Raw genomic sequence first — 18,386 nt, 5'->3', positions numbered from 1 at the left:
GGGAATTCTGCCGCTCGTCGGTATGATTTGGACAGAATAAACGCATTCTGCAAGCAAGGAGTGTCGGCTGTCATCTGTTGACATCCTGTTTTTCCAAAAATATTGCGAACGAAAAATGCAATAGAAACCCTGGACGGCATATCATTCCAGGGTTTCTATGAAGTCTTAATTTTTACCTTTTCCCAGATTTTCACGGGCAACAGCAAGCATTAACTTAATACGATTTTCCTGATTTACCTGTGTCGCACTGGGGTCATAGTCAATCGGGACAATATTGGCATTCGGGTGTATCTGTTTGATTTTATGAATCATTCCTTTGCCAACTACATGGTTTGGAAGACACCCAAACGGCTGCGCGCAGATAATGTTTTCAAAACCGCATTCACTGAGCTCCAACATTTCACCGGTCAAAAGCCAGCCTTCACCCATTTTAGCACCGTAACCAATCACACCTTTGACCAGTTCGCGGACATGAGAAAATTCGGTTGGTGCCAAGAACTGCGGATAAGGCTGGAATGTCTCTGTAATAATATGCTGCATTTTCGTAACATAATTGAAAAGGAGTTTCACAACAGCTGCCTTCGCAAAGCTGCCACCATACAGCCGCCTTTCGTCCAAGCCGTGACTGACCATAAAAAGCAAAAAGTTCATTAAACCCGGCACATTGACTTCGCAATCCTGCTCAGCGAGAAAATCTTCCAGATGATTGTTTGCGAAGGGCGCATATTTTACATAAATTTCGCCAACAATGCCAACATGAATTTTAGAGACCTTCTTGACTGGTATTTCCGAAAAGTCCTTCATAATGCCAGCCAAATTTTTACGCTGGTCGCCCATGCTGATACCCCGAGTGTGTACAAACTGTTCGTTGAGCTTTTCCACCCATTTGTCCAGTAGCGCTGCACTCTGCCCTTTTTCAATTTCATAGGGCTTTATCTGATTATTCAGACTCATCAGCGCATCGCCGTACACAACGCCTGCCATCATACGGCTTATCATGGGCAAAGTCATACTGAACCCGGGGTTTTTCTCCAGCCCAACAAGGTTTAGGCTGATAATAGGGATCTGGTCCATTCCAGCTTTATGCAGTGCTTTGCGCAAAAGAGGAATGTAATTGCTGGCACGGCAACCGCCGCCGGTTTGTGTCAGCAACAGCGCGGTGTGGTCCAAATCATATTTGCCGGAATGAAGGGCATCCAAAAACTGGCCAATGACCAAAATAGCCGGATAGCAAGCATCATTATGAACATATTTCAGGCCTTCCTGTACAATAGCCTGTCCGCTATTTTCCAACAATTCAATTTTATAACCGGCATTGCGCAAAACACCAACAAAAAGTTTAAAGTGAACCGGCAGCATCATGGGAATCAGAATGGTGTATTCCTTTTTCATTTCTTTTGTAAAAATGAGCCGTCCTGTGTTGTCATATACCAATTCCGCCATTATTCTATCTCCTTACTGTTCCAGCGCTGCAAACAAACTGCGCAGGCGGATCTTTACGGCACCCAAATTTGTGATTTCATCAATTTTAATTTGGGTGTAAATTTTGCCGTTCTCTTCAAGAATGCGGCGTACCTCATCAGTTGTGATAGCATCCAATCCACAGCCAAAAGAAACAAGCTGCACCAGGTTCATGTCCGGCTGTGTGGCGACATATTCGGCAGCGGAATAAAGGCGTGCATGATAAGTCCACTGATTCAGTACTTTGACCGGTTCCATATGTTCACAGGCAGCCACAACATCTTCACTGATAACAGCTGCTCCCAGGCTGGTAATTAGTTTATCAATGCCATGGTTGACCTCCGGGTCCAAATGATATGGCCGACCAGAAAGAACAATAATCGGTTTATGCTCCAGCCGTGCACGTTTTACAATTTCGCCGCCTTTTTTGCGAACGTCCGTCATATAATCGTTGTAAGACTGATAAGCAGCGTTGGCAGCTATCTTCACTTCTTTCAGTGTAAATGGTTGATTATGAAAATGGTAATTTAAAATTTTCAACATCTTTTTAGGAAAATCATGGGGCCTATGAATGCCAACGTAGTCATGGATGAATTTTTTACCTTTCAACTGATGCATGTTGGCTGCGATTACTTCCGGATAATAAGCAACAACCGGGCAGTTATAGTGATTGTCACTGCGGTTCTCATCAAAATTATAGCTTAGGCAGGGATAGAAAATGGTATCCACACCTTCATCCAACAAGCGCAGAATGTGACCATGTGACAGCTTTGCAGGGAAGCAAACCGTATCGCTGGGAATGGTGCTTTGACCCTCCAGATAAAGTTCTCGGTTGGAAAGCGGAGAAGTGACCACTTCAAAGCCAAGCATGGAAAAAAACGTGTACCAGAATGGAAGCATTTCATACATATTCAAACACATTGGAATACCGATTTTTCCACGTTTTCCTGCGGGCACTGGCGTATACGACTGCAGCTTCTGCAGCTTGTAAGTATATAAATCATACTCCGCACCCGTGCCGCTGCGCTTCGTTACAGGACGCTCACAGCGATTTCCACCGATAAACCGGCGGCCATTGTCAAAAATATTGATGGTCAAACGGCAGTTGTTGCTGCACATACCGCAGTTAGTTACTTTCACCTCATGTTTAAAGGTTTCCAGTTCTTCTCGGGAAATAAGCGTACTGGTTCCGGTTTCTTTATGCAGCGCTTTGTTCATCGCGTAAACTGCCGCACCATAAGCACCCATCAGGCCGGAAATGTCTGGACGGATAACGTTGACGTTCATTTCTTTTTCAAAGACACGCAGAACCGCATCATTTAAGAATGTACCACCCTGTACAACAATATTTTTGCCCAGCTCTTTCGCTGAAGATACACGAATAACTTTATACAATGCATTTTTGACGACACTAACGGACAAACCGGCTGAAATGTCTTCCGTCGTGGCGCCATCTTTCTGTGCCTGCTTGACCTGGCTGTTCATAAAGACGGTGCAGCGGCTTCCCAAATCAACCGGATGTTTAGCAAATAGGCCTAGCTTTGCAAAGTCCTCGATTTTATATCCCAGCGTATTGGCAAATGTCTGCAAAAAGGAACCACAACCGGAAGAACAAGCTTCATTCAAGAAAATATTGTCTATGGCCCCATTGTGAACTTTAAAACACTTCATGTCCTGCCCGCCAATGTCGATAACAAAATCCACATTTGGCATAAAGCGTTTGGCTGCTGTAAAATGTGCTATTGTTTCAACAACACCATAATCAATGTTAAAGGCATTTTTCAGCAGGTCTTCTCCATAGCCGGTAACAGCTGCTGCGGTAAAAGAAATATCTGGACGCTTTTGATACAGCTGCAATAGATAATCACGCATAATCGGTACCGGATTGCCAGTGTTTCCACGGTAGAAACTGTCCAGAATCTGTCCGCTGTTTCCCATAACAACGGCCTTGATGGTCGTAGAACCAGAATCTACACCGAGGTAAAAGGGGCCTTGGTAAGTTTGAAGATTACCGCGGGGAACTTTACTTTTGCTGTGACGCTCTACAAATGCACGATATTCTTCTTTGCTGTTAAAAAGCGGGTCGATACTGCGGAAGTTTCCGGTAACACCATAAGTGGAAATATTCTTTAATGCTGTATCCAAATCTATCTCGATTTCACTGCTGTATGCGGCGCCCAAAGCGACAAAGTAGAGACTGTTTTCTGGGCAGGTCCCCTTTGTTTTCAGGGCCATATCGAATGCACGGCGCAGACCTTTCAGAAAAGTAAGAGGTCCACCCAGATACAGGACATTTCCAGTAATCGGTCGGCCCTGTGCAAGGCCGGCAATCGTTTGATTTGCCACTGCAGCAAAAATGCTGGCGGCAAGGTCACTTTTTCGTGCGCCCTGATTTAAAAGCGGCTGAATGTCACTTTTTGCAAAGACACCGCAGCGGGAAGCAATCGTATAAATTTTCTCATAATGTTCTGAAAGGGAATCCATCTCCTCCAGGGAAACGTTTAGAAGAGTTGCCATTTGGTCAATAAAAGCGCCTGTACCGCCGGCGCAAGTGCCATTCATACGAACTTCAAGACCACCTGTTAAAAACAGAATTTTAGCGTCTTCACCGCCCAGCTCAATGATACAGTCGGTTTGCGGCAGAAGGCGCCCAGTAGCAATTCGCGTGGCATATACTTCTTGAACAAACGGCAGGTCACATGTTTCACTGATACCCATGCCAGCGGAGCCGGAGATTGTCAGTAGTGCATCTTCTCCATGCACTACTTCATCACGGATTTTAGTAAGCAGTTCTGTTATTTTCTCCGTAATCTGTGAATAATGGCGTTCGTAAGACTTGAAAACAATCTGATTATCGTCGTTCAATACCACACTTTTAATTGTCGTGGAACCAACATCAAGACCAATTTTCATTTAGATGGGACCCCTTTCTTCTGAATGGCACACAATAAATCTCGTCCATTTAGAAAAGCTTTGATGTGCAAAATTTGTTTATACATCAAAGCTGTATCTCCAAGCGGGACACAGCTGCATTTTATGTGAAAGAATCATTTTATTGTATCGTATTCCAACTTTTATGTCAAGGAAATCACCGGGTACCGTTCTGTATCAAAATGAAAACAGCAGCAGGTAGAAAAACGCATCCCGCTGCTGAAAACAATTTTTATTTTTAAACTTTTATAGGAGTCAATTCAAGCACCAAGACACCGCCAAGGCCTGCATACCAATATGAATGCTTAGTACCGGGCCCACTTCCTTACGCTGAATCTCTATCTGCGGAAAATGCTGCTGCAGCATATGTGCAAGACTTGACGCAATCGGCATTGTGCCAAAGCCCTGTACCATAATGCGCTGTGCGTTCTGTGGCACCAATGCAGACAGCATTCGTATCCGGTTCGCACGGCCGCGTGCCAGCTCCTTATAAACGATAGTCCCATCCTGTACCAGGAAAATAGGACGGCAATTTAAAATTGTTGTGACAGATTGACTCAGCGGTCCCAAGCGGCGGCTGCGGCGCAGGGCATGCATATCTTCTACAGAAAAGCCTAAACCGACACTGCTCCGTTGTGCGGCACAGTAGCTTGCCAGTTTATCCAACGATATTCCTGTATCTGCTAATTCACGGGCGCGCATAATCTGATAATAAAGCCCACCGGCCGTTGTAAGAGAATCCACAACGGCAATTTTATCGCCGCCGATTTCTCTTGCCGCGGTTACGGCGCTGTTCCACGCACCGCTTAAACGCGAAGAAATGACGATGCAGAGGACTTCGTATCCTTGTGAAAGAAGATGCTCAAACATGACCGCAAAAGCGGAAGATGTACACTGGTTCGTAGCTGTATGGTTCCCAGCATTGGTTAACCGCTGCGTATAGTTGTAATTTCGGTCTGTATAGTTTTCCAAATAAGTGGTTCCATTCACCTGATAGCTGTGTGGAACGATGCAGATGCCGTATTTTTCGGCTTCTTGCCGTGTGACAGGTGCTGTACTGTCTGTGACAATGGCAATCATTCTCCATACACCCCCATTTTCCGGAAACGGCGGTATCGTGATTCGGACAGTTCAGAGCCAGAAAGATTAGAAAGTTCAACAAGTTTTTGATGCAGAAGCAAAGGAAGGTCCTGCCACAACTGCTCCCAATCATTTTCCGGTAGGATACGCTCCACTACTCCCAAAAGCTTTAGATCCTCCGGGCAAATGTGCAGGCTGTCACTGGCTTCCCGCACCTTATGTGGGTCTTTCCACAGAATGCTTGCACAGCCTTCTGGACTGATAACTGAGTAAACAGCGTTTTCCATCATCCAAACTTCATTGGCTACTGCCAAACCCAAAGCGCCGCCGCTGCCGCCTTCACCGATAAAAAGAGAAAGAATAGGAACCTGCAGCGTCATCATTTCTGAAAGATTCTCTGCAATAGCTTCCCCCTGCCCACGTTCCTCCGCGCCGGTACCACAGTATGCACCGGCAGTGTCTACAATACAAAGAACCGGACGACCAAACTTTTCTGCCAGCTTCATTTGGCGGAGTGCTTTTCGATATCCCTCTGGATGTGCGCTGCCAAAATTCCGGTAGGTTCGCTCCTTCATCGTATGACCTTTTTCCTGAGCAATCACGGTGATAGGCTGGCCGCAAAGACGCCCGATGCCAGCTACAATAGCTGAGTCATCTGCAAAACGGCGGTCACCATGCATCTCAAAAAAATCTGTTAAAATGTGATTGATATAATCGAGGCCTGTTGGCCGGTTTGACTTTCTGGCAAGCTGCAGTTTTTTATAGGCTTCCACCGAGGTCACGCCTCCTTTTCATGTAGTTTTAGAAGATGAGACAATGTATGACGCATATCTTTTCTGGCAACGATATCATCCAGAAACCCCTTTTCCAAAAGGAACTCAGCGCTTTGAAATCCTTTTGGAAGTTTCTGACGAATGGTCTGTTCAATGACACGCGGACCAGCAAATGCAATCAGAGCTCCAGGCTCTGCGAGAAGGATATCCCCTTCCATTGCGAAGCTGGCTGTAACACCGCCAGTTGTTGGGTTTGTTAGAATTGTGATATACAGCAGGCCTGCATCACTGTGACGTTTAACAGCGCCGCTGGTTTTTGCCATCTGCATTAAGGACAGTGTTCCCTCCTGCATACGAGCCCCACCGGAAAGTGTAAATCCAACGACCGGCAGGTGCTGCTGTGTCGCACGCTCAAAAACGCGCGTTATTTTTTCCCCGACCACGCAGCCCATGCTTCCCATCATAAAACGGCCATCCATTGCAAACAAAGCACAGGGTGACCCACTGATTTTTCCATATCCAGAAATAACAGCTTCATTTTCACGGCTGTTCAGTCGGCTGCTTTTTAACTTAACTTTATAACCTGGGAAAGAAAGAAAGTCCTTACTATATAATGTAGAATCCCACTCTGTAAATGATTGCTCATCACACAAAGAAAGCAATCGTTTGCGGGCCGGCATCTTAAAATGATAGCTGCACTCCGGGCACACATTGTCATTCTTTTGGACGTCGATGGTAAAAAGCATTTTTCCACAGCCTGGGCATTTCACACACAGCCGGTCCGGAATTTGGGGTTGCTCCGGGGTACCGTTTGCTGCTGTTGCAATTCCGAAATTTTCTAATGTATTGCGGCTGGGTTTAAAGTTGGCACGTTTCAGCACAGCTTTTCCCTCTTTTCCATAAAGTCAGTATGATAGCTGCCATCCAGAAAACTGGGGTCAGATAAAATATCCATCTGCAGTTCAGCAGTATTGCTGACGCCTTCAATGACTAGTTCTGCCAGAGCAGCTTGCATCTTTCGAATGGCTTCTTCTCTGGTTTGTGCATAGACAATCAGCTTTCCCAACAGAGAATCGTAAAAAGGCGGCACCGTATAATCCTGATACAAAGCCGTGTCAAACCGCACCCATGGACCGCCTGGGATATGCAGCAGATTAATTTTTCCGCAGCTGGGCACAAACCCGTTTTCTGGGTCCTCAGCATTAATGCGGCACTCAATAGCATGTCCGCGCAAACGAACATCTTTTTGGGCAAAGGGAAGCTGTATACCGGAAGCAACACGGATTTGCCATTTTACAAGGTCCATGCCTGTTACCATTTCTGTTACGGGATGTTCCACCTGCAGACGCGTATTCATTTCCATAAAATAGAAACTGAGGTCACTGTCCACCAAAAATTCTATCGTTCCCAAACTGCGGTAATGAACAGCCTTTGCTGCTTTGCTAGCAGCTTCCATCATATTATGCCGCAACTGTGATGTGACGCAGACTGCAGGGCTTTCCTCCAGCAGTTTTTGATGTTTGCGCTGAATGGAGCACTCTCGTTCTCCAAGACAAAGGACGTTATCATAATTATCACATAAAATCTGCATTTCAATATGCTTGACTGGATTTAAGTATTTTTCAAGGTAGCAAGCACCATCTCCGAAAGCAATTTCAGCTTCTTTAGCAGAAGCATGCAGTGCTGGCAGCAGTTCTTCGGCGCTGTTCACCAGACGTATACCGCGGCCGCCGCCGCCTGCCCTTGCTTTAACAAGCAGAGGATAACCAATTTCCTTTGCCGCCGCTAATGCTGTTGCATCACTGTCAATCAGTCCGCTGCCTGGGACAACTGGAACCCCTGCAGCGCGCATTGTACGTTTCGCTTCATCCTTATCGCCCAACTTCGCAATCAGCCCAGAATCCGGCCCAATAAAGGTAATATGACATTCTTCACACAGCTGAGCAAATTTTGCATTTTCACTTAAGAGCCCATAGCCTGGGTGAATGGCCTGCGCTCCCGTTGTAACAGCGGCCGAAAGGATTGCCGGCATATTCAGATAGCTATCCTGTACACGGGCAGGACCAATGCAAACACTTTCATCGGCAAGACTTACATGCAGCGCATCCCGGTCTGCAGCGCTGAAAACCGCCACAGTGGCGATTCCCATTTCCTTGCAGGCTCGAATAATGCGTACCGCAATTTCACCACGGTTCGCAATGAGTATTTTGGAAAACACACCTTTTCACCTCATTTTTGTTACAGTCAGCCAATAATTGCAAAACTCAAGTCGCCGGTAACCGCCGTTTTTCCGTTCACAGTTCCACGGCATTTTGTAAAGTAAAATCCTTTATACTCTTTTGTTGGCCTGCAGGAAATTTCCAGTGTATCACCGGGCTTGACCGGACGATGAAACTTGACTTTGTCCATTCCTGTAAAATATGGCGTTTTCCCTTTCAACTTTTCTGCCAGCAGAACGCAGCAGGACTGCCCCATCATTTCACACAAAATGACACCTGGAACGGTCGGATTCCCTGGGAAATGGCCTTTTAAGAACCATTCATCCCCACGAACTGTGTATTTTCCCTGTGCTGTTCCGTCTGGCAGAAGGGTTGCTTCATCCACTAAAAGCATTGGTTCCCGATGTGGTAAAATTTGTTTGAGTTCTTCCCGATTCAAATAGAAGGTCCTCCTTTTATGTAAAGTAAATTGCCTTACACGTAATAATGTAAAGCAATTTACTTTATCAATAGATTTTAAACAGGCATTGGCCATACTCGACCAACTGACCGTCTTCAATGCAAATATCAACAATTTCGCCATCCTGCGGCGCTGTATATTCGTTCATCAGCTTCATAGCTTCTATGACACAGAGAACTTGCCCCTGCTTTACCTTATCCCCAACATGGACATAGGGCTTCTCTCCAGGCGATGGTGCTACATAAACTGTTCCCACCATAGGTGACTTCAGTTCTGTTACATCATTAAAATTGACGACACCATCCTCTGTGTTTGTTGAAACAGTATCTGTAGCAGATGGTGCAGGAGCCGCCGCTGCAGGTGCCGCGGCAGAGATTGTTGTTACCGGTGCAACTGGAGGCAAATCTTTTTTCAGACAGACACGTTGTCCATCCTGTTCTACTTCCAAAGAGGTCAGTCCAGCCTCTTCCATAACCTGCGTTAGTTCTTTGATTTCCTGCAAGTTCATCAGTTATTCCTCCTCTGCTTTACCAAACACCAAGCAACCATTGTGTCCGCCAAAACCAAGGGATGTGGAAATAGCTGTTTTTAAGTCTGCTTTCATTGCTTTACCTGGTGTATAGTTCAAGTCACAGTCCGGATCTGGTTCTGTTAAGCCAATTGTGGGCGGAACAGTTCCGGTCTGCAGCGCTTTCAGGCATGCCAGTGCTTCCACAGCACCAGTGGCACCCAATAGATGCCCAGTCATACTTTTCGTGCTGCTTATCTTGACCTGATGTGCTGTTTCTTCACCAAAAGCCTGCTTGAAAGCCAGTGTTTCACTCTTATCATTCAAAACTGTACTGGTACCATGCGCATTGATATAAGTATTGCTACCAACGTTGACGCCGGCTTCCTTAACTGCCAACTGAATGCAGCGGGTGATGCCCTCAGCTTCCGGCTGCGGAGCAGTAATATGATAAGCATCGCTGGTGTTGGCATAACCGAGAACTTCACCGTAAATTTTTGCTCCGCGCGCTTTTGCATGCTCGTATTCTTCCAAAAGAAGAATACCGGCACCCTCACCAAGAACAAAACCACTGCGATTTTTATCGAATGGACGGCAGGCTGTGTTGGCATCTGGATTAGTCGTCAGTGCCATGCAGGAAGAAAATCCGGCAACAGTAAGCGGATTGATAGCTGCTTCGCTGCCGCCAGCAATCGCTGCATCTGCATAGCCGTCCCGGATACAGTGAAATGCTTCGCCAATGGTATGTGTACTGGTAGCACATGCAGTAACAATCGGTACACAGGGGCCTTTGGCACCCGTGCGAATAGAAACAACGCCGGCAGCCATATTCACAATCATGCTCGTAATCATATGAGCGGAAACATGCTTTCCATTTAGTAAACGCTTATAATTTTCTAGTGTTGTAGAAATACCGCCAATCCCGCTGCCAATATAGATTCCTAAACGTTCTGGGGAAATTTTTCCTTTAATACCGCTGTCTTCCATTGCCTGCTCAGTTGCAGCGACTGCATACTGAATAAAAAGGTCATATTTACGCAATTCACTTCTGGAAAAATACTGCAGCGGGTCAAAGCCTTTTACTTCTCCTGCCAGATATACTTTTAAATCAGAGGAATCAAAATGGGTAATCCGCCCAATTCCGTTTTTCCCTTCTGTAAGGTTCTTCCATGTTTCGTCTGTTGTATTTCCAAGGGGTGTTACGGCACCCAAGCCTGTCACTGCTACTCTGCGCATAAAAAGCCTCCTTTTTTACATACCCATGCCGCCGTCTACGCGAAGGACGACACCAGTAATATAAGCTGCACGGTCACTTGCCAGAAACGCTACTGCCTGAGCAACATCTTCTGGAAGGCCAGGACGGCCGAGCGGCACAGCTGCAATTGCCTGACTGCGTGCCTGTTCTGATAAGGCAGCAGTCATATCAGACTGAATAAAACCGGGAGCGACAGCATTGCAGGTAATGCCGCGGCCAGCCAATTCTTTTGCTACACTTTTGGTCAGACCAACAACGCCGGCTTTGGCAGCTGCGTAGCTGGCTTGACCAGCATTGCCATGCAGCCCAACTATAGAAGATATATTGATAATATGCCCTGCACGTTTTTTCATAAAATTGCGGTACAAAGCCTGAATCATATAAAAAGCGCCTTTTAGGCTGACACTCAATACACGGTCAAGGTCCTCCTCTTTCTGTGCAAGCAAGAGATTATCCCGTGTGATGCCGGCATTGTTTACCAGGACATCTACGCCGCCAAAATCCTGCAGGACCTGCTTAACAGTCGCCTTAACCATATTAGAACTGGAAACATCACATTGGTATGCTTTTGCAACAGCACCGAGTGCCTGTAACTCTTTTACCGTTTCCTGTGCCGCAGATGTATTTCCCGCATATAAAATAGCAAGATTCATACCGTCCTTAGCAAGCTGCAGCGCAGTAGCATGCCCAATACCGCGGCTGCCGCCTGTAACCAGAGCAGTTTTTTTTGTATGACCCATGTTTCTATCCTCCCTTTTTTCTGATATCATCCCAAAACGGTTTGTACTGTCTGTTCTAGTTCCTCGGCTGTGCTTACCCGCAGAATCTGTACTTTGGACAGAGTCCGTTTTACAAAGCCAGATAATGTTTTTCCGGGACCAACTTCAATAAAGGTCCGGAATCCGTCAGCAGCCATGTTCTCCAATGTTTGCTGCCAGCGAACCGGATTTTCTATCTGGCGGGCCAGTACATTAACCTTCTCATTTCCATACGGTTTCGCCGTGTAATTGGCGTAAACCGGAATGGATGGCGCTTTCACACCTGTCTTTTGCAGCACTGATTCAAAAGATATCGAGGCCTGATGCATCAGTGGTGAATGGAACCCACCGCCAACGGCTAATTTTTTCGCACGTCCGCCGGCTTCAGCTACTTTGGCGCAGAACGCATCAATGTTTTCCTTTACACCGGCCGTGACCAGCTGTCCCGGACAGTTATAATTAACAGGATACATCTGTGAAAACTCCGCACAGATGGCCTCTACTTTTTCATTTGGCAGCTTTAAAACCGCGACCATGGAACCGGGATTTTCTTCATTGGTTTTCTGCATCAGACGGCCGCGCTCGGTTACCAAAGAGCACCCTAACGCATCATCTGCAAAAGCACCGGCAAAAGTTAATGCAGCAACTTCACCAAGGGAAAAACCTGCTGCACCGTCCGCGTGAATACCGGCCTCTTCCAGTGCGCGTGCTGCTGCAAGGTCAACAGAGAATACACACGGCTGGGTATTAGAGGTTTTCATGAGTTCTTCTTTCGTACCAGAAAAGCACTGTTGAATGGTACCCGGCCGAACCGATTCGACTGTATCAAAGACAGCCTTTGCAGCTGCGCTGCTGTCATATAAGGATTTTCCCATGCCTGGGTACTGCGCACCCTGTCCGGCAAAAAGAAATGCTATCTTACCCATTTTGGTGCCCCTTTCAGCATCTCTTCCGCTTGTGCACAAATTTCGTGGACAATCTCCGCCGCAGGCTGTTCTTTTTTTATCAGTCCGGCAATCTGTCCCGCAAGGAAGCAGCCGGTGGTTTCGTCGCCTTCCACCGCAGCGCGCCGCAAAGCACCGACACCGCGCTTTTCCAGCTTGGATACCGGAATATCCATTGACATTTCCGCTTTTGAGAAGTCCCGGCTGAAGCGGTTTTTCAGGCTGCGTGTTGCGTCCCCCTGTCGGCGCCCAGTGACGATTGTATCGATATCTTTGGCTTTTAAAATACGCTTTTTATAGTTTTGATGTACATTGCATTCATTGGCAACTAGAAAGCGTGTGCCCATCTGTACACCGCAGGCACCCAGCATGAATGCAGCTGCCATCCCGCGGCCGTCCGCAATACCCCCAGCGGCGATAACAGGAATCTTTACGGAATCACAAACCTGTGGCACCAGCGCCATAGTTGTTTCTTCGCCGATATGTCCGCCGCTTTCACTTCCCTCTGCTACGACTGCTGTAGCACCGCTGCGTTCCATCATTCGTGCAAGGCCAACACTGGCAACGACAGGAATCACCTGAATGCCTGCTTCACGCCATGCGGCCATATATTTGCCTGGATTTCCGGCTCCGGTGGTCAGAACTTTTACGCCCTCTTCTACAACGACTTTTGCAACTTCATCAGCAAAAGGACTCATCAGCATGATATTTACACCGAAAGGTTTATCTGTCAGTGTCTTTGCTTTGCGAATCTGTCCACGCAGCCAATCTCCGTTTGCATTCATGGCAGAGATAATGCCAAGACCACCGCCGTTGCTGACTGCCGCTGCCAAATCAGCATCTGCAATCCATGCCATGCCACCCTGAAAAACCGGATATTCTATTCCCAGAAGGTCACAAATTAGTGTATGCAGCATGGTTATTCCTTGCCGCCTTTCTGAATTAGATTCAGCAAGTCCTGTACATTTTTCAGGTTTGCATCATCTGGAATGTTAATGCCGAATTCATCCTCACAGGCCATGGCAAGGTCCACAATGTCCAGGGAATCCAGTTCCAGCTCCTCAAAGGTAGTTTCTGGCTTTAAAGAACCTGGCTTCAGGTCATCGTGATATTCGCGAAAGATTTTTTCGAGCTTTTCCATCGTTTCTTTGTTTTCCATTTTCAGTAGCTCCTTTGTTAGTTGTTGTTTATTATAGATAAATGAGTTTATTCTTTTTCCCAGCGGAGTACAGCTGTACCACTGGTCAGGCCAGAACCAAATGCACAGAGCATAAGTAGGTCATTCCGATGAAGGTGGCCCGCCCGCACTTCTGCATCCAGCAAAATTGGTATGCTGGATGCAGAAGTGTTTGCTGTATCTGCAATCGTTGTTGGGATTTTTTCTTTGGGTAGGCCGAGCTTTTTGGCTGCCGCGTTTAAAATGCGTTGATTTGCCTGGTGCAGCAGAAAATGGTCGACTTTCTCCAGCGGAATTCCGGTTGTCTCGCTGGCTTTTTGTAGCCCATGACAAATAGAGCGAACGGCAAACTTATAAACTTCTTTTCCATTCATGCATAGGCCCTGCGGCTGATAAGTGAACGCATCATATGGAGAGGTCCCAGCACTGCATGGAACGTTAATGGCAAGCGAGCCTTCAGCTGTCAGGTGGATATATTTGAGCGCGTCGCCCTCCCCCAGGACCGCTGCTCCCGCTCCATCACCAAACAAAACACAGGTGGAGCGGTCTTTCCAGTTCAGCAGCCGGCTGAGGCCTTCAACGGCAACCAGCAGTACGCGGATGGCCCTTTTGCGGACAAAAAGGCCGTCCGCCACGTCCATAGCATAAAGGAAACCACTGCAGGCAGCATTGATATCAAATGCCGGACAACTGGCCTGCAGCTCCTTTTGAATCATGCAGCCTGTACTTGGAGAAATCCAGTCTCCTGCTGCCGTGGCACAGATGATACAGTCTAACTCCTGTGGTGATGTATGTGCCATTTCCAGCGCCTTTTGTGCTGCCTGTACGGAAAGTTGCAAAATTGATTCTGTTGTCATCACATGGCGAGTATGTATTCCTGTTCGGGAATAAATCCATTCATCACTGGTGTCCAAAAAATTAGACAGTTCCTCATTAGAAACGGTATGAGCAGGCAGTGCACTGCCTGTGCCCAATATTGTAAAGCTCATTTTTCTTTATCCTCCCGGTGCAGCTTATCTGCAAAAAACTGATTGAGTTTTTGCACACCTTTCAGCATTGCTTCCTGTTCTTCTGTATTTAAAGCGCCGGAAACGGCCTTTACCATACGAGTATGAAAATAGCGATGTGCCATAACCGCCTTATGTCCTAATCTAGTCAGATGTACATTCACAACACGCAGGTCAGACGGACATTTCTTTTTCTCCACATATCCCTTCTTCGCTAGTTTATTTACAGCGGCTGTTGCGCTGGGCAAACTGACACGCTGATTGGCTGAAAGAGCGCTGATGGTGCAGTTGTCACCCGAATCGTACACAGCCTGCAGAAAATGGATCTCACTGATAGAAATATTTAGAACATGACTGTTTTTTAGCATGTCTTCTTCTATTTCCCGAACGGAACGAAAGGCCAGCGTCAGCAGATCATTTAATTCTGTTTCCAGCTGTGTCACTTAGTTCAGCCCCTCTTCTGTTATTTACTTAGTTAGACTAATTAAATATTATAATAAAAATGATTTTCCCTGTCAAGTGCAGGGTGAAAGTGCCTACACTTTCTCTGTGTATTTTTCGCTTTCTTGTCCATTCTATAGGATATGGGGGTGAAAAAATGCAGAACGATGTAAATCAAAACAAATCCAGTGAAAAACCGCAGCTTCCTATCTATTTACAGGAGGCAGTTTACCAAACAGCGCTGAGTGAAAAGACAGACGAAGAAATTCAAAAATTCGTACAGACTTTCACTCAGCAAGAAAAACAGAAGCCTGAAAATACCTAATTTCAAAAAGCAGCAGTGCGAAAAATGCAAGCTGCTGCTTTTGATGTACATAATATAATGATTTAATAATCGAAACCATGAACCCAGTCGGATTTCTTGTAATAAATTAAGAAAATGGCAGAACTGATGCTCCATGTAAGCGGATATGCCCAAAAGACCAATGTGATGTTGTGTGAAAAATGCATGGCCACCGAAATATAAAAGATTCGGAACACGCACCAAACTCCCAGCATCACCAGCATGGGAACTACCGCTTTGCCAGCCCCACGGCAAATGCCGGCAATACAATGAGAAAAGGCCAACACAAAGTAAAATAAGGTTTCAATATGTGCCTGCCGAACGCCATATGCAATTACGCCGGAGTCCTGATTGAATAGGCTGATTAGAAATGGTGCACTGCAAAAAATGATAACGCCTATGCCTTCTGCTAGCAAAATAGAAGTTAGAATGCCAAACCGTGCACCAGTTTTGGCACGGTCATGTTTCCCCGCACCAAGATTTTGACTGACGAAAGTAGAAAGTGCTATAGCAAAGCAGGTAATGGGCAAAAATGCGAATCCTTCAATTTTAATGTAAGAGCCATACCCAGCCATAGCATTTTCGCCAAAAGAGTTAATGTTTGTCTGCACAATGACATTTGCAAAGCCAATAACCGAGTTTTGTATACCTGTAGGAATACCATAATGAATCATTTCCCGCAGCGTATCTGTATGGAACCGTACTTTATGGAGAGAAACTTGATAAATGGTACCCTTCCGCGTCAGATGATAAAGACTTAGCAGCATACTTACAGTTTGAGAAATAGTTGTTGCAACAGCCGCAGAACCTACCCCAAGATGAAAGCCGCAGATAAACAGAAGGTCCAGCACGACATTGAGAATGGACGAAAAGATGAGGTAGTACAGCGGACGTTTACTGTCCCCTACCGCATTCATAATACTAGTAAAAATATTGTACAGGACGATTGACAGTGCACCGCAGAAGTAATAGCGAAAATAAACAATGGATTGTGGCAGTACCCGTGGGTCCGTTCCCATCCACCGCAAAATTTCCGGCGTTGCCCAAATGCCAACGATTGTCAGCAGGATACCGGCAACCACTCCAAATGCCACATTGGTGTGGATAGCTTTTGACATTTTCTCTTGGTCACCGGCACCAAAGTATTTGGAAATGGCCACACCGGCACCCATAGCCATTCCTGTAAAAAAGCTGACTAACAGAAAGATGAGGGTTCCGGAGGAACTGACTGCCGCCAATGCGCTTTTTCCTAAGTAATTTCCAACAATCACAGAATCAACCGTATTATATAGCTGCTGAAAAAGCTGGCTCAGAAAAATGGGAACAGCAAACTGAATAATCAGTTTTTGGGGGTTCCCTGAAGTCATATCTTTTGTGCTTTGTTGAGCCACCTGTGTATGTAACTGTAAATGCATGCATTTCTCCTAACTTTTTGTGATAGCAAATCTATTGTAACATTTACACAAAGAAACTACAACTACGAGAGATTTATCTTTTTATCGTTGATGGCTAGGGTAAGAAAAATGGCTGAAAAGCTCATTAAGCTCTCCAGTCATTTAAAAAGTTTGTCTATTATTTTTAGAATTTACCGGCTTCCAGACGGTAATGGTCTTGACTGTCCTTTTTTTCATTTATCATACGTTCCCGATACTCTGCAACCGCTGCGAAGAGAACATCTCCGGAAGAGTTGATGGCTGTTTCGCAGGCGTCCTGAATGACACCAATGATAAATCCGACGCCAACTACCTGCATAGCAATATCATTAGAAATTCCGAAAGTAGAACAAGCTAGCGGAATCATCAGCAAGGAACCTCCGGCAACGCCGGAAGCTCCACAAGCAGCGAGTGTAGAAAGCGCACATAGGAACAATGCTATAGGAATATTCACTGGGATTCCCAGTGTATGCACTGCTGCCAATGTCATTACCGTTATGGTAACAGCTGCGCCATTCATATTGATTGTTGCTCCTAATGGAATGGAAACGGAATACATATCTTTATCCAATCCAAGCTTTTCGCACAAAGCCATATTGATTGGAATATTTGCAGCGGAACTGCGCGTAAAGAAAGCGGGAATGCCGCTTTCTTTCAGGCATTGCAAAACCAGCGGGTACGGATTCTGTTTCAGGCAGATTGCAACAATCAGTGGATTCGTTCCTAATGCCACCATAGCCATGCAGCCAATCAAAACTGCAATCAATTTCCCATATGTAACGAAAATATTAAGGCCACTTGTAGAAATAGAGTGATAAATCAATCCCATAATACCAAACGGTGCGAAACTGATAATCCACTGAACGACTTTTGAAACAGCGTCAGAAATATCTCCTAAAGCAGATTTCGTTCCCCGAGAGGCTTGCCGCAGTGCCAGTCCAATCAGCAAAGCCCATACCAGAATCCCAATATAGTTGCCATTTGCCAGTGAATTTATGGGGTTTGCGACAATATTTTGAAGCAGTGTTGTAAAAACTTCTCCAATACCGCTGGGAGCTGCCTGAGAAACTTTCTCCTTTGTAAATGTAAGCGTAACTGGGAATAAAAAGCTTGCAAAAACAGCAACAGCAGCCGATACGAGAGTACTGAGAATATATAGGAAAATAACTGTTGCAAATTTATGTCCAAATTTTCCTTTTGCCTGAGCAATGGAACCAGTGACCAACACAAACACCAAAATAGGTGCGATAGCTTTTAATGCACCAACAAACAGCGTGCCAAATGTGCTAATCCAACTTGCTTTTGGAAATGCCAATGCCAGAACGAAACCGACAACCAACCCGCATAGTATTCGTATGATGAGATTGGTGCTGTTCCATTTTTGAATAATTTTTTTCATCTTTTGTCACCTTGTTTAATATTAGCTTGGAACCGCTTCTATTCTATTGTAACGCTTATATCTACTTTTGTCCATAATTGGTGGAAATCACTAAATTGTGTATATGGAAATACAATCCCAAAAACAGCATAAAAGCGAATGCTGTTTTATGCTGTTTTTTAAAAAATAATAAGGCCTGAACTTTATTAAAAGTAGGT

Annotated in this window: 18 protein-coding genes; 1 reads left to right on the top strand and 17 read right to left on the bottom strand. The window is 45.7% G+C overall.

Annotated elements, in window-relative coordinates; translation table 11 throughout:
- Positions 1–165 precede the first annotated feature (165 nt).
- The 15 genes from GJQ69_RS09875 to GJQ69_RS04960 form a co-directional block, all read right to left on the bottom strand.
- Complete coding sequence (locus GJQ69_RS09875) at positions 166–1,443, bottom strand: 2-hydroxyacyl-CoA dehydratase (protein WP_086035775.1); 1,278 nt, start codon at positions 1,441–1,443, stop codon at positions 166–168.
- 12 nt (positions 1,444–1,455) lie between these two features.
- Positions 1,456–4,374: an acyl-CoA dehydratase activase gene (locus GJQ69_RS05025; protein WP_174193148.1), complete on the bottom strand. Its 2,919-nt coding sequence runs from the start codon at positions 4,372–4,374 to the stop codon at positions 1,456–1,458.
- Between the two features lie 273 nt (positions 4,375–4,647).
- Positions 4,648–5,472: a DegV family protein gene (locus GJQ69_RS05020; RefSeq protein WP_086035777.1), complete on the bottom strand. Its 825-nt coding sequence runs from the start codon at positions 5,470–5,472 to the stop codon at positions 4,648–4,650.
- Positions 5,469–6,245, bottom strand: a complete 777-nt coding sequence (locus GJQ69_RS05015) for an acetyl-CoA carboxylase carboxyltransferase subunit alpha (protein ID WP_086035778.1) — start codon at positions 6,243–6,245, stop codon at positions 5,469–5,471. The genes GJQ69_RS05020 and GJQ69_RS05015 overlap by 4 nt, the downstream gene beginning before the upstream one ends.
- Before the next feature lie 5 nt (positions 6,246–6,250).
- Complete coding sequence (gene accD, locus GJQ69_RS05010; protein ID WP_086035779.1) at positions 6,251–7,126, bottom strand: acetyl-CoA carboxylase, carboxyltransferase subunit beta; 876 nt, start codon at positions 7,124–7,126, stop codon at positions 6,251–6,253.
- Positions 7,120–8,463, bottom strand: coding sequence for an acetyl-CoA carboxylase biotin carboxylase subunit (gene accC / locus GJQ69_RS05005; protein WP_086035780.1), 1,344 nt, complete (start codon positions 8,461–8,463; stop codon positions 7,120–7,122). The genes accD and accC overlap by 7 nt, the downstream gene beginning before the upstream one ends.
- 26 nt (positions 8,464–8,489) lie before the next feature.
- On the bottom strand, positions 8,490–8,903 hold the full coding sequence (gene fabZ / locus GJQ69_RS05000; RefSeq protein WP_086035781.1) for a 3-hydroxyacyl-ACP dehydratase FabZ: 414 nt from the start codon (positions 8,901–8,903) through the stop codon (positions 8,490–8,492).
- A 67-nt stretch (positions 8,904–8,970) separates the two neighbouring features.
- Positions 8,971–9,432, bottom strand: a complete 462-nt coding sequence (gene accB / locus GJQ69_RS04995; protein WP_086035782.1) for an acetyl-CoA carboxylase biotin carboxyl carrier protein — start codon at positions 9,430–9,432, stop codon at positions 8,971–8,973.
- Between the two features lie 3 nt (positions 9,433–9,435).
- A complete protein-coding gene (gene fabF, locus GJQ69_RS04990; RefSeq protein WP_174193146.1) occupies positions 9,436–10,668 on the bottom strand; it encodes a beta-ketoacyl-ACP synthase II in 1,233 nt (410 codons plus the stop codon).
- Between the two features lie 15 nt (positions 10,669–10,683).
- The gene (gene fabG / locus GJQ69_RS04985) at positions 10,684–11,427 is read right to left on the bottom strand and encodes a 3-oxoacyl-[acyl-carrier-protein] reductase (RefSeq protein ID WP_086035784.1); all 744 of its coding nucleotides are present in this window, start codon (positions 11,425–11,427) and stop codon (positions 10,684–10,686) included.
- A gap of 26 nt (positions 11,428–11,453) precedes the next feature.
- A complete protein-coding gene (locus GJQ69_RS04980; protein ID WP_086035785.1) occupies positions 11,454–12,371 on the bottom strand; it encodes an ACP S-malonyltransferase in 918 nt (305 codons plus the stop codon).
- Positions 12,359–13,306, bottom strand: a complete 948-nt coding sequence (fabK, locus tag GJQ69_RS04975) for an enoyl-[acyl-carrier-protein] reductase FabK (protein ID WP_174193144.1) — start codon at positions 13,304–13,306, stop codon at positions 12,359–12,361. Before fabK ends, GJQ69_RS04980 begins: the two co-directional genes overlap by 13 nt.
- A gap of 2 nt (positions 13,307–13,308) precedes the next feature.
- Positions 13,309–13,548: an acyl carrier protein gene (locus GJQ69_RS04970; RefSeq protein WP_086035787.1), complete on the bottom strand. Its 240-nt coding sequence runs from the start codon at positions 13,546–13,548 to the stop codon at positions 13,309–13,311.
- A gap of 47 nt (positions 13,549–13,595) precedes the next feature.
- Complete coding sequence (locus GJQ69_RS04965; RefSeq protein ID WP_174193135.1) at positions 13,596–14,555, bottom strand: beta-ketoacyl-ACP synthase III; 960 nt, start codon at positions 14,553–14,555, stop codon at positions 13,596–13,598.
- On the bottom strand, positions 14,552–15,016 hold the full coding sequence (locus GJQ69_RS04960) for a MarR family winged helix-turn-helix transcriptional regulator (RefSeq protein WP_086035790.1): 465 nt from the start codon (positions 15,014–15,016) through the stop codon (positions 14,552–14,554). The genes GJQ69_RS04965 and GJQ69_RS04960 overlap by 4 nt, the downstream gene beginning before the upstream one ends.
- A gap of 155 nt (positions 15,017–15,171) precedes the next feature.
- Between GJQ69_RS04960 and GJQ69_RS04955 the strand changes: the two genes are divergently transcribed.
- Positions 15,172–15,339, top strand: coding sequence for a hypothetical protein (locus GJQ69_RS04955; protein ID WP_157658934.1), 168 nt, complete (start codon positions 15,172–15,174; stop codon positions 15,337–15,339).
- Positions 15,340–15,401: 62 nt separating this feature from the next.
- Here GJQ69_RS04955 and GJQ69_RS04950 read toward each other — a convergent pair whose 3' ends face one another.
- Complete coding sequence (locus tag GJQ69_RS04950) at positions 15,402–16,772, bottom strand: MATE family efflux transporter (RefSeq protein WP_174193134.1); 1,371 nt, start codon at positions 16,770–16,772, stop codon at positions 15,402–15,404.
- 163 nt (positions 16,773–16,935) lie between these two features.
- A complete protein-coding gene (gene sstT, locus GJQ69_RS04945; protein ID WP_174193132.1) occupies positions 16,936–18,189 on the bottom strand; it encodes a serine/threonine transporter SstT in 1,254 nt (417 codons plus the stop codon).
- Between the last annotated feature and the right edge of the window lie 197 nt (positions 18,190–18,386).

Source organism: Caproicibacterium lactatifermentans (genome assembly GCF_013315815.1).
In the GTDB taxonomy this organism is placed as follows: Bacteria; Bacillota; Clostridia; order Oscillospirales; family Acutalibacteraceae; genus Caproicibacterium; species Caproicibacterium lactatifermentans.
Note: the sequence above shows the minus strand (reverse complement) of the source record. Positions and strands in the feature narration are given on the sequence as shown.

What these genes read in the sequence shown, in the direction of transcription:
- GJQ69_RS09875 (WP_086035775.1), bottom strand. Translation starts at nt 1,443, where the DNA reads ATGGCGGAATTGGTATATGACAACACAGGACGGCTCATTTTTACAAAA.
- GJQ69_RS05025 (WP_174193148.1), bottom strand. Translation starts at nt 4,374, where the DNA reads ATGAAAATTGGTCTTGATGTTGGTTCCACGACAATTAAAAGTGTGGTA.
- GJQ69_RS05020 (WP_086035777.1), bottom strand. Translation starts at nt 5,472, where the DNA reads ATGATTGCCATTGTCACAGACAGTACAGCACCTGTCACACGGCAAGAA.
- accB (WP_086035782.1), bottom strand. Translation starts at nt 9,432, where the DNA reads ATGAACTTGCAGGAAATCAAAGAACTAACGCAGGTTATGGAAGAGGCT.
- fabF (WP_174193146.1), bottom strand. Translation starts at nt 10,668, where the DNA reads ATGCGCAGAGTAGCAGTGACAGGCTTGGGTGCCGTAACACCCCTTGGA.
- fabG (WP_086035784.1), bottom strand. Translation starts at nt 11,427, where the DNA reads ATGGGTCATACAAAAAAAACTGCTCTGGTTACAGGCGGCAGCCGCGGT.
- GJQ69_RS04980 (WP_086035785.1), bottom strand. Translation starts at nt 12,371, where the DNA reads ATGGGTAAGATAGCATTTCTTTTTGCCGGACAGGGTGCGCAGTACCCA.
- fabK (WP_174193144.1), bottom strand. Translation starts at nt 13,306, where the DNA reads ATGCTGCATACACTAATTTGTGACCTTCTGGGAATAGAATATCCGGTT.
- GJQ69_RS04970 (WP_086035787.1), bottom strand. Translation starts at nt 13,548, where the DNA reads ATGGAAAACAAAGAAACGATGGAAAAGCTCGAAAAAATCTTTCGCGAA.
- GJQ69_RS04965 (WP_174193135.1), bottom strand. Translation starts at nt 14,555, where the DNA reads ATGAGCTTTACAATATTGGGCACAGGCAGTGCACTGCCTGCTCATACC.
- GJQ69_RS04955 (WP_157658934.1), top strand. Translation starts at nt 15,172, where the DNA reads ATGCAGAACGATGTAAATCAAAACAAATCCAGTGAAAAACCGCAGCTT.
- GJQ69_RS04950 (WP_174193134.1), bottom strand. Translation starts at nt 16,772, where the DNA reads ATGCATTTACAGTTACATACACAGGTGGCTCAACAAAGCACAAAAGAT.
- sstT (WP_174193132.1), bottom strand. Translation starts at nt 18,189, where the DNA reads ATGAAAAAAATTATTCAAAAATGGAACAGCACCAATCTCATCATACGA.